The organism is Oribacterium sp. WCC10 (assembly GCF_900113415.1).
In the GTDB taxonomy this organism is placed as follows: domain Bacteria; phylum Bacillota; class Clostridia; order Lachnospirales; family Lachnospiraceae; genus Oribacterium.
Genome location: NZ_FOPH01000002.1, coordinates 23970 through 37485 on the forward strand (window position 1 = coordinate 23970; position 13516 = coordinate 37485).

Below are 13516 nucleotides of genomic sequence, written 5' to 3' on the forward strand. Positions count from 1 at the left end.
TATACGAATAACAGTTAACAATTTCATAAATAAAAGATATACTGATATAACTATAGAATGAATATATTGCGCGAGAAATAAAACAACAATATTTTGGCACTCACATCAATATAAAGGGAGGCAAAGGAGCCTTTAATGAATACAGAAAGTAATAGTAAAGAATGGTTTATAAAGGGACTAAAAAACGGTATTCCTATAGCAGCAGGATATTTTGCGGTATCCTTTGCTCTTGGGTTTTCTGCAAGAAGTGCAGGGCTTACGGTATTTCAGGCAACACTAACGAGTCTTTTGTGTAATGCTTCTGCCGGAGAGTATGCCGGATTTACAGTCATTGCTTCCAAGGCGTCATATTTAACCATGGCTGTTATAACTGCAATAGTAAACGCCAGATATCTGCTGATGTCAGCAGCACTTTCTCAAAAGTTATCTGAAGATATAAAACTTCCTCACAGACTATTGGTCGGGTTTTGGATAACCGATGAAATTTTTGGAGCATCAGTAATGGTAAAAGGTAAACTTAATCCATTTTATAATTACGGACTTGCAATATGTTCATTGAGTTTTTGGGCATTAGGTACAGCATGTGGTGTAGTTGTGGGTAATGTTGTTCCGGAAAATATAGTAAGTGCACTTGGCGTTCTGTTGTATGGTATGTTTCTTGCGATAATAATTCCGCCTGCAAGACAGTTTGTACATGTCAGGATATTGGTGTTTTTGTCAATGGCGGCAAGCTTTATCTGTTCAAAATTTCCATACGTATCTTCGCTTAGTGACGGAACAAGAATCATCATACTTACGGTGCTTATATCCGGTATAGCAGCAGTATTATTTCCTGTAAGGAATCATGAAGAAAGAGAAGAATCAAAATATTCAAGTATTGAGAAAACAGTCGCTAAGGAGGTAAAAAATGCATAATAATTATATATATATTTTTATTATGTTCGGAGTATCCTTTCTTATCCGTGTTCTTCCTTTGACATTGATACGTAAAGAGATAAAGAACGAAACAATCAGATCTTTTCTGTTTTATGTTCCATATGTTACACTTGCTGTTATGACATTTCCTGCCATCATGAATGCAACAGCAGAACCGGTGGCGGGACTTGTAGCCCTGCTTATAGGAATAGTCATCGCCTGGTTTGGAGGAGGACTGTTTCCTACGGCCATAGCGTGCAGCATGACAGTATTAATATTGGAATTTTTGATTTGATAATGAAAGATATTGATGTAAAAAAGAAAAAAGAGAGAGATCCCGGAATAGATTTAGTCAGAGTGGTTGCATGCCTTCTTGTTATAGGTACTCATGTCGATGTGATGGGAACAGGAGATGCAACTAAACTTTTTATAAGACTACTGTTTAGTGATGGTGTAGCACTTTTTTTTATACTAAGTGGTTTTTTCTTTTTTAGGAAGGGATTTGCAGAAACTTTAAAACGTTCTATCAGGAGTATAGTGATTCCTGGACTTGTGGTGATGTTTCTGAGTTATCAATTTGCACCTTTTATTCGTACAGAACAGACTTTTATATATTGTCTTACGCATTTTAGCATTGGTATATGTAATTTTCTGAGTGATGTTTTTTCCTGGGGAGGAAATATAAGGGAAAGTGTAGCTTCTCATTTATGGTATATATTCACATATCTTCAGCTCGTACTTGCCTACCCGCTTTTGAAACCATTATATACAAAGGTGATGATAGATGGTGATCAGGTGGATATATATCGCAGATACAGATGGTTCATTATAGGGTTTATATTTCTTAACCAGATAGTTATGGATCTTAATATGACAGGTCTTATAAGTTTTTTACCGGTATATATAGCTCCGTTTATGCTGTATACAGCTCCGGCTATGCTTCTTATGATAGGAGCAGAAATATCCTGGTTAAAGGATTATCTTTCTGATTCAAAGAACAGAAAGATCGTATTGATGGTTTCTCTGACAGTACTCATTGTAGTGTTTGCTGTTCGGTTTATGTTTCAGAGGCTGGTATTCAGTTTGAATCAGACTCAGGATTTTTATCTGTATTGGAATTGTGCCTTTGCAACCGTACAAAGTACTGCATTTATAGTGCTGATATCATGTTTCGACTTTCATACCGGTAAAGTTGCAGGTTGTATAGCTAGGGTCGGAAGATATACTTTCTGGATATATCTTGTTCATTATGCTATCTATTATATGATTTATTATAGGAAGGGACCCGACTGGAATTTCGGTTTTATAGATATTACAAGCGGATATGACACTATGATGAAGGAAATAATGCATCTCTTGATACGTATTCCTACGGTGTTTGTACTCTCTCTGGCAGTAAGTTTTATTATAACCAATATTCCCGGATTAATAAAAAGAAGAAAAAGATAGTTATAGAAGAATCATTTGCAAAACAAAATCGCTTCTCATGATAATCTCAGATAAAGAGAAATCATGAGGAGCGATTTTTAATTAATATCCGATTTATTTATGATTTATGTAAATAATATTTTACATGGAAAAGCTTATGAAGTTGAAGTGCAAATATGAATAGGATCAGGTCTTGAGCAGTGTATATATATCACGCTTTGAAACACCCCTATCCCTGGCTACAGCTTTCATGGCATCCTTTTCAGACATTCCTTTACCAAGATAATGTTCCATATGCTCTTCGACAGGCATCTCATTCCAGTTGGCCTCGTTTTCAGCGGCAATATCTTCCGGAGAACGTCCTTCTATAACAAGAACATATTCCCCGCGGGGATCTTCTGACTCATATTTGGTGATTGCTTCGGCAAGAGTTGTTCTTATTGCTTCTTCGTGTTTTTTGGTAAGTTCACGGCATAGAGATATTCTGCGATCTTCCCCCAGCGTTTTTGCCAGATCCTTGAGGGTGGCTTTTAGCTTATGAGGTGCTTCATATAAGATCATGGTCCTAGTCTCTGTGCGAAGTTCTTCAAGTATTCTTGTACGTTCCTTCTTATCTGCCTTTTCTGTGGGAAGAAATGCTTCGAAGGCAAATCTTCTGGTGGGAAGTGCTGATATAGTCAATGCTGTGATGGCAGCAGCAGGACCGGGCAGGGATGTAATGGTAATGCCGGCTTCGGCAGCCTGATGAACCAGCTCTTCACCGGGATCTGAAATACATGGTGTTCCTGCATCAGTTATGATAGCCACATTTTTTCCGTTTAGCATGTCGTTTACAAGAGTTTTTGCCTTATCATATTTGTTAAATTCGTGATAAGCAGTCATAGGTGTATGTATATCAAAATGATTTAAAAGTTTGATGGAATTTCTGGTATCCTCAGCAGCGATGACATCAACGCTTTTTAAGCAATTAATGACTCTGTAGGTTATATCTTCCAGATTTCCAATAGGTGTTGCACACACATAAAGTGTTCCAGACATAATTTGTTCTCCGTTTAATATGATGTAAGTTTAAGCCTTTTTTGAAAAATCTTTCAGTAATAAATGATTGTAACTTAAGAATATCATATTAACTAGGAATTTTTTGCGTAAAGATTAAGATTTACGCACTATACTTGCAATTGCATAACAGCTTTGATATATTACAGCTTGTATTTTTCAGGGGCTCGTAAGAGTCTTTCGTTTTATAAAGATTTAAAGTGAGATTTAGTTTTTTGAGGAGATAGATTTTATGAAAAAATTTATTGCTATGCTCATGATTGCAGTCACAGTACTTGCTGTTGTTGGTTGTGGTAGTAAGTCAAAGGAGGAGAATGAGAGTGCTTCTGAGACTCTTATAGCTCCTGATGGAAGTATCGTACAGGAAACTACACAGGAGGAAACTAATCCTGAAAACGGTCTTCCTCTTTCGAAGCAGCCTGATCCCAATGCACCTGTTGTTGATACAGTTGTGGTATATGCAATAGTTAACGGAAATATGTCTCAGGTTATGGATTCAGTAGACAAGCTTACAGAGGAGTCACTTCTTGATAAGCTGATTGAACTTGGAACTGTAGGTTCTTCAACAAAGCTTGTAAGTTTTAATACTGAGGAGACAGGAGAGACTCAGGAGGCTGGTCCAGGTTCTTCTGACAAGACAATATCAATTAAGAACGGAGTACTCGTTCTCAGTGATTTTTCAGCGGGCAAGGGACTTGATGAGGAGACAGCAAAGAAGGCTGTGGCTGATACATTTACACTCAACTATGAGCTCTCAGGCTGTACAGTTGAAATACAGTAATTGCATAGATTATCAGAAGACTCTTCCTAAATGGAAGAGTTTTTTTATTACGCTTATGTAAGCGGAAATTTTGAAGTGAGTTAAATATATATTTATTACCATAGACAATATCATAGATTTATCGGTTGGGTGATAAGGCTTTGAATCAAGCCAAACTTGCATTTTGATAGTTCATATCTTATATTGTATAAGTCTGGAACCATATGATTATAGCCTAATATATCAATATATTAAGCTGAGAATCATGGGTAAGGACATATACATATTATGGTGCCAAAAAATCATAATTCCGGTGTTGTATTTATTGGTGGAGACATTGGTACCAAGAATAAATAAAATCAGGTCATCTTCCATTAGGGTGACCGGAAAGAGTGAAATATGGAAAAGAAACCGTACTATATTACTACAGCGATTGCCTATGCATCAGGTAAACCTCATATCGGAAATACATATGAGATTGTTCTTGCGGATGCTATAGCACGTTATAAAAGATTTCAGGGTTATGATGTAAGATTCCAGACCGGAACCGATGAACATGGCCAGAAGATCGAACTCAAGGCTGAAGCAGCAGGTGTTACACCTAAGCAGTATGTTGATAATACAGCCGGAGAGATAAAAACAATCTGGGATTTAATGAATACTTCCTATGATAAATTCATCCGTACTACAGATGAGTATCATGAGAAACAGGTTCAGAAGATGTTCAAGAAGATGTACGACAAAGGTGACATCTATAAGTCTGAGTATGAAGGCTGGTATTGTACTCCATGTGAGTCTTTCTGGACTGATTCACAGCTTGTGGACGGAAAGTGTCCTGATTGTGGAAGAGATGTTGAGAAGGCAAGAGAGGAAGCTTACTTCTTTAAGATGAGTAAGTATGCAGACCGCCTTATGAAGCATATTGAAGAGCATCCTGAATTTATACAGCCTGTTTCCCGTAAGAATGAGATGGTTAATAACTTCCTTAAGCCGGGTCTTCAGGATCTTTGTGTATCAAGAACATCATTCAAGTGGGGTATCCCTGTAGATTTCGATCCTAAACACGTAGTTTATGTATGGCTTGACGCTCTTACAAACTATATTACCGGCCTTGGTTACGATGTTGACGGAAACCATGATGTTCTGTTCAATAAGTTTTGGCCTTGTGATCTTCACCTCATCGGTAAGGATATAATCCGTTTCCATACACTTTATTGGCCTATCTTCCTTATGAGTCTTGATATACCTCTTCCCAAGCAGGTATTCGGACATCCATGGCTTCTTACTGCGGCAGGAAAGTCACAGGAAGGCATAAAAATGTCAAAGTCACGTGGTAATGTTATCTATGCTGATGACCTTGCAAAACTTTTCGGTGTCGATGCTGTTAGATTCTTCGTTATCCATGAGATGCCATTTGAGAATGATGGAGTTATTTCCTGGGAGCTTATGGTAGAGCGTTATAATTCAATGCTTGCCAATATACTCGGAAATCTTGTTAAGAGAACCATCTCAATGAGTAACAAGTATTTTGATGGTGTGGTAGAAGATAAGGGCATAGTTGAGTCTGTTGATGAAGATCTTAAGGCTACTATTCTTAATGCTGTAAAGACAGCAACAGAAAAGATGGATCAGTTGAGAGTTGCAGATGCACTTACAGCTGTTTTTGATATCTTCAGAAGATCAAACAAGTATATCGATGAGACTGAGCCATGGGTACTTTCAAAGGATCCGGAGAAGGCAGACAGACTTAAGACAGTTATGTACAACCTTACAGAAGCTATCAATATCGGTGCTTCTGTTCTTGAAAGTTTTATGCCTGAGACTGCAGAGTCAATCCTCAGGGAGATCAATGCTGAAAAGCGTGCTCTTTCGGATATGGATAAGTGGGGACTTTACAAGTCAGGTACCAGGGTAACAGCAGAGCCTGCAACACTCTTTGAGCGTAAGAAGGAAGAGGATGTTATGCAGGAGGTTGAGAAGATAGAAGCTGCACAGATGGCGGCAGCCGGTGTTCAGGAAGTAAAGAATGAGGGGGCTTCAGCTGAAGAACAGGTTGAAGGAGACGGAATGCCAGAGACTATCGATGAGAATGGTGACTGTGCTCCTGATACAAAAGTTTCAGATCCTGAAAAGAAGGCTGAGATAACCTACGATGACTTTGCAAAAATTGAGTTCCGTGTAGGAAAGATACTTCATGCTGAGGAAGTAAAGAAATCAAAGAAACTTCTTAAGTTCAAGGTTCAGGTAGGATCAGAGATACGTACCATTTTGAGTGGTATTAAGAAGGCATATAAGCCTGAGGATCTGGTTGGAAAGAGAGTTATGATCGTTGCAAATCTTGCTCCACGTATGATTGCCGGTGAGGAATCACAGGGAATGATCATCGCAGCAGAGGATGACGATGAGAATATCGCTCTTATGACACCGATGAGTAAGATGCCTTCAGGCTCTATCATCTGTTGATGGACAGTTGGTTTAGTTATGGCAACTTATCACAGTGTACTCAATAGTACAAAAAAGAATATAGGTATTTCTGGTGGGACACTGAAGTTTTTTGCTGCATTAATGATGACCGCATATTATTTTGCGGTCATCATTATCCAAAACGGAAAACTTTACGGTTATGTCGATGAGTATTATCAGATGGCAATAGCTACTGAAGAAGGCGCCAGATGGCTTAAACTTTTCAATTTTCTTATAGTTTTTCGACATTTCAGCTTTCCTTTTTTTGCATTTCTTTTGGTGGAAGGGTTTATACATACTTCCGGTTTCTGGAAATATTTCATTAGAGTATTAGTTTTTGCTATTATTTCAGAAGTTCCTTTTGACTTATGTCTGTATAACGAAACATATAATTGGGGACTTCAGAATCCTTTATTTACATTGGCCGCAGGCTTACTGGTTATGCATTATATGTATAAGTGGCGTCACAATGTATTCATGAAATGGGGCGTTGTGGCATTAGGTGCAGGAATAGCATATCTTTTGAATTTTCAGTTTGGTCTTTTCGGTATACTGAGCATTGCATTTATGTACAATTTCCATAAGGAAAAGGTGCTTCAGATAGGAAGCGGTGCCATTGTAACTGCAATAGGAAGTGTGTCAGCATATTTTCTTCCGGTGCTGTGCTTTATACCAATTTGGTTTTATAACGGAGAGAGAGGCCATTTTAACCCTAAGTGGCTGTATTATATTTACTATCCACTTCATCTCGTTGTTTTTTATATGATGATTTATATTGGAGCGATGATTACTGTATGATAGATGGAAAGAAAATATTTGATACTCATGCTCATCTTAATGATGAAAGTTTCGATACTGACAGGAATGAAGTCATAATGGCATTAAATCTCAGTGGAGTGAGTGCGTTCACTGAGATAGGTTTTGATATGCCATCCAGCAGAAAAGCTATTGAACTTGCAGAAACATATGATGATGTCTATGCTACAGTAGGGTTTCATCCTGATCATAGTGATATGTGTACTGATTCAGATATTATGGAAATACGTACAATGGTCGAGAGAGATAAGGGAAGAGCATGCGGTGATGAAAAAAATCTCAGGAAAATCGTTGCTATAGGTGAGATTGGTCTTGATTATCACTATACGAGAGCCGGAATCATCGAATCTGCATTAAAGGAAGGACGTGAGCCTGATCCTGCAGATCTCGAAAAGGCAGATCCTGAGCCGGAGATACAGAAAGACACTTTTTCACGTATGCTGAAGCTTGCGGTTGAACTTGGAATGCCTATCAATGTACATTCCAGAGATGCGGCAAAAGATACATATGATTACATTGTGTCCCATCATGGATATGCAAATGGAGGAGTTATACATTGCTTCAGCTATTCACTTGAGATGGCTAAGTTATATGTGAAGCTTGGAATGTGCATAGGCATAGGCGGTGTCATAACATTTAAAAATTCCAAGAAGATAAAAGAGGTTGTGGAAAACATACCGATTGACAATATAGTTTTGGAGACAGATTGTCCGTATATGGCACCGATACCTTTAAGAGGTACGAGAAATGACCCGAGAAATCTGAGGTTCGTTGTGGATAAAGTAGCAGAGCTTAAGGATATGAGTCCTGATGATGTTATACGTATTACTACAGAAAATGCCAAAAGGGTATACAGGATAAATATGTAGTAAAAAAGCGGCTGTTACAATGTTTATAACATGTAGCAGTCGCTTTACAATTAATAAAAAGCCTCAGGGCTGAATAGGTGTATCCACGTCACATGGGAGAATCCTCTTAGTGCTGCTACGTTCCCGTCCTGACACGGTTCGAGGGACCCATTGCGTGGGGCCCAAACAACCCCAAAGCAAGTGAAGTATACATGAAAAAGAGAAAAATGGCAATAGGATAAATGATATCCTGATAAAGTCGCGGAATATAATAGGTTTACAAAATATGAGTTTTACAAGTCTGCTTTTTGTTACAGTCTTTATTCCTGTATTTACGACAATTTACTACATCATACAGGGAAATAAATATAGAAACATATGGCTGCTTACTGGATCGTTGATATTCTATTCATTTGGAGGAATAAACTATCTCGTTCTTTTGGTTCTGATGGCGTCATGGTCGTGTTTTATAGCTGGCAGGATTCAGAGATCGATTAATCTGGCTGAGAAGTCATCTCCCGGATTTCAGGATGGCGATGAAGAGTTTATGAATCCTTCTGAGCATGATGCATATGAGAAGAGTAAAAGAGCGGCTAAGATTTGGCTTCTGATTGGTGTCATAGTGCTTGCGGTAGTGCTGATAACGTTTAAATATATGGGCTTTATCATTAACAGCACATCAATTATGCCTAAGATAGATAAATTTAGAGAAGGCATCATAAGTATGGGCATGCCTATCGGAATATCTTTCTATACATTTAAACTTATCAGTTATATATCTGATGTATATAGGAGGAAGACAAAATCGGGCAATTTATTTAATGTTATGCTATATACTGTAGTATTCCATCAGGTATCTCAGGGACCTATAGTGAGGTATGACACTATGGCTTCACAGTTTAAGAACAGAAGCTTTTCGTGGGAAGGGACTTCCAATGGTATTGCCAGATTCTGTTTGGGACTTGCCAAGAAAACGATTCTTGCAGATCACTGTGGAAAACTTGCGGGAATGTTTCTTCCAATTACAGCAGGGGCATCATATTCAGTAGGTGGTGCATACATAGGATCCTTGTGTTATATGTTGCAGCTGTACATAGATTTTTCTGCTTATTCTGACATGGCAATAGGCCTTGGACAGATGGTAGGATTTAATTATCCTGAAAACTTCAATTATCCTTATGCGGCTACTTCTGTCAGAGATTTCTGGAAGAGATGGCATATATCACTAAGCACATTCTTCAGAGATTATGTATACATACCTTTGGGCGGAAACAGAGTCGGATTTATGAGACTTATTCTCAATCTTTTAGTTGTGTGGCTATTGACTGGAATATGGCATGGTGCAAGTTCTAATTTTATACTTTGGGGGCTTTATTACTTTGTATTTATAGTCATAGAGAATCTTGTTCATAAATTTATCAGATTTCCTCAATGTACCGGGGTGATCGGTATCATTTTAAATGTTTGTTGCAGGGTATATACGATTGTTATAGTTTATTTTGGATGGGTGCTATTCCGAATATCAGATTTCACAAGTCTTTCAGAGGTGGTAAAAGTAATGGCCGGAATGAGCGACAGAGAGCTGTTTAGTACATCTGAAGCATTGATGCTCCGGGGGAATATGTATTTTCTTATAGCATCCCTGACTGTGTGTACTCCTTTATGGAAGTATCTGGCAGAAAAGATAAATGCTGTACTTATGCACAGTTTCAAAAAAGAAGCCAGAGAAATACAAAATCTTGAAAATGAAAATTCATTGTATAAGCAGGAAACAACAAAAGATCAGGTTCTTGTTGAGAAGTATGGTCAGAATAATGGCGATATTCTAAAAGAAGTGAGGGAGCAGGACATTCAGAATCATGAAAAAATGCTTAGCAGGCTGGAAAACAGGCTTCGAAAGAGAAAAAGTGAACGTGCAAGAATAGAGGCTGTATACTATGGTGTACGCACTCTGCTTATTCTGTTTTTCCTGTTCGTATCAATTTTGTCTATGGTGGGAGCAAGCTATACTCCGTTCCTGTATAATCAGTTTTAGCTATTGACGGCAGAGCGTATATAATCAGGTATTTACTGAAAAGATATTTACATATAATAAAGAAATGGATGAAAATAATAAAAAAGAAGAAATAATCACTGAGGATCTTGATAAAGAAGCAGATAAAAAGATTCAGGGTTATGGTGCAAAGTATATGACCTGTATCTCTATGCTGATTTTTGCTGCAATTTTTGCTGTCGGAGTATTTGCTGAAAGGCCTGAATACTCTGAATCAGAAAAGAGACCACTTGAAAAGAAGCCGGAAATTTGGGTGACCGGTACGTTGACAGGAAAGTACTTTGAAAAGCTGGACAGATGGTTTTCGGATACATTTCCGCATAGGGAAAGACTTCTGAGTCTGGAATCCGGTATGGAGGCATTTTACGGGTCAGGAAGTGAAGCCTTTTATGGCAATAAAACAGATGCTCATGAGGATACTATTCCGGAGGTTTCTGAATCGCTGGCTCCGGTTATAGAACTTGAGACAAGTGAAGCATCCACCGAGGCTGAGACAGAAGCGTCGGATTTATACAGTAATCTTATAGAAACTAATGCGGACGGAACACTAAAGGTAGATACCGAGCCTAAGGAAGAGGTTGAAATCACCGGAGAGCAGGCCGGAAACATTTATGTAACCAACAATAAGGGATATGAGATATTCTATTATAATCAGGGCGGATCTGTTAAATATGCCTCTGTGATAAATACGGTTAAGGCATTGTTTCCTGACAGAAATGTATATGACATACTTGTTCCGAACAGCTTTGGAGTTGAACTGGATACTTCTCTTCAGGAAGAGCTTGGTTCCGGGAATATGCCGGATGCATTCAACTATATATTCAGCCTTATGGATCCTTCGGTACATAGAATATCCTTGTTTGATACTATGGTGGAACATAAGGATGAGTATATATATTTCAATACCGACCATCACTGGACGGGACTTGGCGCGTACTATGCCTACAGAGCTTTCTGTGAGGAAAAAGGTATAACAGCGCATGAACTCAGTGATTTTAGATATGTTGACTATACCGGATTTTATGGGACATTCTACTTTGCAACAAACAGATCCGAGGAACTTAAAGATAATCCCGATCATGTAGAGGCGTGGATACCAAGGGGAACCAATGATGCTGTTATAACGGATGAGTCAGGAGCTGAATTTAATTCAAATATCATTAATGATGTAACCGAAGCAAATGCCGGTAGAAAGTATAATTGTTTTATAAACGGTGATCATCCGTTTACCAGGATAAGCAATCCTGCTATCACGGACGGGTCAAGTTGTGTTGTTGTTAAGGAATCGTATGGCAATGCATTCGTTCCGTATCTTGTGGATCATTATGAAAATGTTTATGTTGTGGATTATCGGTCCTATAAAGATAACCTTGCACAGTTCATAAAAGATAGGAATGTACAGGACATCATATTCATTAATAATGTACAGGCTATTACTGAAAAAGTATCCGGTGAGATACTGAGTATCTTTTCTTAAAATTTTAATTCACTAAAATTTAAGAGACATGTTATGATGACTGTGTCATAATACATCAGCATAGCAAAATCTATAAGGCTGTTGCAAAAACATCGGTCTTCAATTATAATCTTTAGGATTATGTAAAAAGGTTTAGTGCGCTCTTTTTTGGATTTACGCACTATTTCAAGGAGATATATGGAACAGTTTATCATGAAAGGCGGAAAGCCACTGCACGGAGAGGTCGTGATAGGTGGGGCAAAAAATGCTGCATTAGGTATTATTGCCGGAGCGCTTTTAACAGATGACGATGTAACAATAGAAAATCTGCCGGATGTACGTGACATCAATGTCATGCTTGAGGCTCTTAAGGAAGTCGGTGCTACAGTTAAGCGCATCGACAGACATACAGCACTAATTAATGCGTCAAACGTGCAGGATGTTTCGATTGATGATGAGTACATCCGAAAGATCAGAGCTTCGTATTATTTTATAGGAGCTTTGCTTGGCAAATATCAGAAGGCAATAGTACCTCTTCCGGGAGGATGTGCTATCGGATCAAGACCTATCGATCAGCATATAAAGGGATTTAGAGCTTTAGGTACCAATGTCGAGATCAAAAACGGGTGTGTTCATGCTGAAGCCCCGAGTGGTCTAAAAGCGTCTCATATTTATCTTGATGTTGTATCAGTAGGTGCTACCATAAATATTATGCTTGCTGCGGTTCTTGCAGAGGGCAGAACCATAGTGGAGAATGTTGCCAAGGAGCCACATATAGTGGATGTTGCGAATTTCCTTAATTCTATGGGAGCCAACATCAAGGGAGCAGGTACTGACACCATACGTATCAAAGGTGTAAAGAGATTGCATGGAACAACATATGCAGTCATACCTGACCAGATTGAGGCAGGAACATTTATGTGTGCGGCAGCCGCCACAAGAGGTGACGTACTTATTAAGAATGTTATCCCTAAGCATCTTGAGTCTATTACAGCCAAGCTTTTGGAGATGGGCAATACGATTTATGAGTATGATGAGGCTGTACGTGTTATAGGCGTGGATGTACAGCATCCTACAGATGTTAAGACGCTTCCTTATCCGGGGTTTCCTACGGATATGCAGCCGCAGATGTCAGTTACACTTGCTCTTGCAGAAGGAACATCTGTTGTAATCGAGTCAATATTCGAGAACAGATTCAAGTATGTAGATGAACTTGCCCGTATGGGATCCAATATTAAGGTTGAGGGCAATGTTTCTGTTATAGATGGTGTCAGAAAGTTTACAGGTGCAAGTGTTAATGCTTTGGACTTAAGAGCCGGTGCGGCACTTGTAATCGCGGGTCTTTGTGCTGAAGGTATAACAACGGTTAATGAAATCGGTTATATCCAGAGAGGATATGAGCATTTCGATAAGAAGCTTCAGACTCTTGGTGCTGATATTGCCATGGTTGATTCAGAGAGAGCTGTTCAGAAGTTTAAGCTTCGCGTAGGTTGATATAATTTATAAAAGTCTGAATTTCGATAATGATCGGAATTCAGACTTTTTTTATTTAAATAAGGTTTTATCCGGATAGAACCGTCACAGCTATTACTCAAGGAAAATGTTTCATAAATGTTCAAAAATATCGAATTAGTTATTAGCTATATGATATATGTTTCAAAATGAAATAAAAGCTTTTTGGCATTCGTTGATTTTTACTTCTCCATAAAAGATAATTATTA

Annotated in this window: 11 protein-coding genes and 1 other RNA gene; 10 read left to right on the top strand and 2 right to left on the bottom strand. The window is 38.4% G+C overall.

The features are described 5' to 3' along the window. The first annotated feature begins 135 nt into the window (after positions 1-135). From BM294_RS01475 to BM294_RS01485, 3 genes are read left to right on the top strand one after another with little or no spacing between them, the layout of a single operon-like run. Complete coding sequence (locus tag BM294_RS01475) at positions 136-915, top strand: AzlC family ABC transporter permease (RefSeq protein ID WP_091204204.1); 780 nt, start codon at positions 136-138, stop codon at positions 913-915. Beyond that, positions 908-1210: an AzlD domain-containing protein gene (locus BM294_RS01480; RefSeq protein ID WP_091204206.1), complete on the top strand. Its 303-nt coding sequence runs from the start codon at positions 908-910 to the stop codon at positions 1208-1210. The genes BM294_RS01475 and BM294_RS01480 overlap by 8 nt, the downstream gene beginning before the upstream one ends. A 2-nt stretch (positions 1211-1212) precedes the next feature. Next, the gene (locus tag BM294_RS01485) at positions 1213-2364 is read left to right on the top strand and encodes an acyltransferase family protein (RefSeq protein WP_091204208.1); all 1152 of its coding nucleotides are present in this window, start codon (positions 1213-1215) and stop codon (positions 2362-2364) included. A gap of 165 nt (positions 2365-2529) precedes the next feature. On the opposite strand, the gene rsmI is transcribed toward BM294_RS01485, so the two are convergent. Next, positions 2530-3381 carry a 16S rRNA (cytidine(1402)-2'-O)-methyltransferase gene (rsmI, locus tag BM294_RS01490; RefSeq protein WP_091204212.1) on the bottom strand — a complete coding sequence of 284 codons (852 nt, stop codon included), beginning with the start codon at positions 3379-3381 and terminating at the stop codon, positions 2530-2532. Positions 3382-3631: 250 nt separating this feature from the next. On the opposite strand from rsmI, the gene BM294_RS01495 reads away from it, so the two are divergent. The 4 genes from BM294_RS01495 (at position 3632) to BM294_RS01510 (ending at position 8307) form a co-directional block, all read left to right on the top strand. Further along, positions 3632-4180 (top strand): LptM family lipoprotein, encoded by a 549-nt coding sequence (locus BM294_RS01495; RefSeq protein ID WP_091204214.1) that lies wholly within the window; start codon positions 3632-3634, stop codon positions 4178-4180. Between the two features lie 378 nt (positions 4181-4558). Further along, positions 4559-6622 carry a methionine--tRNA ligase gene (gene metG / locus BM294_RS01500; RefSeq protein WP_091204216.1) on the top strand — a complete coding sequence of 688 codons (2064 nt, stop codon included), beginning with the start codon at positions 4559-4561 and terminating at the stop codon, positions 6620-6622. 18 nt (positions 6623-6640) lie between these two features. Further along, a complete protein-coding gene (locus BM294_RS01505; RefSeq protein WP_091204218.1) occupies positions 6641-7420 on the top strand; it encodes a TraX family protein in 780 nt (259 codons plus the stop codon). Beyond that, positions 7417-8307: a TatD family hydrolase gene (locus BM294_RS01510; protein ID WP_091204219.1), complete on the top strand. Its 891-nt coding sequence runs from the start codon at positions 7417-7419 to the stop codon at positions 8305-8307. Before BM294_RS01505 ends, BM294_RS01510 begins: the two co-directional genes overlap by 4 nt. Positions 8308-8375: 68 nt before the next feature. Here BM294_RS01510 and ffs read toward each other — a convergent pair. After that, positions 8376-8474: signal recognition particle sRNA small type (gene ffs, locus BM294_RS01515), an RNA gene on the bottom strand. Between the two features lie 98 nt (positions 8475-8572). Here ffs and BM294_RS01520 point away from each other — a divergent pair. From BM294_RS01520 to BM294_RS01530, 3 genes are all read left to right on the top strand, one after another. Continuing rightward, positions 8573-10321: an MBOAT family O-acyltransferase gene (locus BM294_RS01520; protein WP_091204222.1), complete on the top strand. Its 1749-nt coding sequence runs from the start codon at positions 8573-8575 to the stop codon at positions 10319-10321. Positions 10322-10385: 64 nt separating this feature from the next. Continuing rightward, on the top strand, positions 10386-11816 hold the full coding sequence (locus tag BM294_RS01525; RefSeq protein ID WP_091204224.1) for a DHHW family protein: 1431 nt from the start codon (positions 10386-10388) through the stop codon (positions 11814-11816). A gap of 177 nt (positions 11817-11993) precedes the next feature. Beyond that, on the top strand, positions 11994-13289 hold the full coding sequence (locus tag BM294_RS01530; RefSeq protein ID WP_091204226.1) for a UDP-N-acetylglucosamine 1-carboxyvinyltransferase: 1296 nt from the start codon (positions 11994-11996) through the stop codon (positions 13287-13289). Positions 13290-13516: the final 227 nt, after the last annotated feature.

Bases quoted from the DNA above. Each gene is read 5' to 3' on its own strand.
- BM294_RS01475 (WP_091204204.1), top strand. From the start codon at position 136: ATGAATACAGAAAGTAATAGTAAAGAATGGTTTATAAAGGGACTAAAA.
- BM294_RS01480 (WP_091204206.1), top strand. From the start codon at position 908: ATGCATAATAATTATATATATATTTTTATTATGTTCGGAGTATCCTTT.
- BM294_RS01485 (WP_091204208.1), top strand. From the start codon at position 1,213: ATGAAAGATATTGATGTAAAAAAGAAAAAAGAGAGAGATCCCGGAATA.
- rsmI (WP_091204212.1), bottom strand. From the start codon at position 3,381: ATGTCTGGAACACTTTATGTGTGTGCAACACCTATTGGAAATCTGGAA.
- BM294_RS01495 (WP_091204214.1), top strand. From the start codon at position 3,632: ATGAAAAAATTTATTGCTATGCTCATGATTGCAGTCACAGTACTTGCT.
- metG (WP_091204216.1), top strand. From the start codon at position 4,559: ATGGAAAAGAAACCGTACTATATTACTACAGCGATTGCCTATGCATCA.
- BM294_RS01505 (WP_091204218.1), top strand. From the start codon at position 6,641: ATGGCAACTTATCACAGTGTACTCAATAGTACAAAAAAGAATATAGGT.
- BM294_RS01510 (WP_091204219.1), top strand. From the start codon at position 7,417: ATGATAGATGGAAAGAAAATATTTGATACTCATGCTCATCTTAATGAT.
- BM294_RS01520 (WP_091204222.1), top strand. From the start codon at position 8,573: ATGAGTTTTACAAGTCTGCTTTTTGTTACAGTCTTTATTCCTGTATTT.
- BM294_RS01525 (WP_091204224.1), top strand. From the start codon at position 10,386: ATGGATGAAAATAATAAAAAAGAAGAAATAATCACTGAGGATCTTGAT.
- BM294_RS01530 (WP_091204226.1), top strand. From the start codon at position 11,994: ATGGAACAGTTTATCATGAAAGGCGGAAAGCCACTGCACGGAGAGGTC.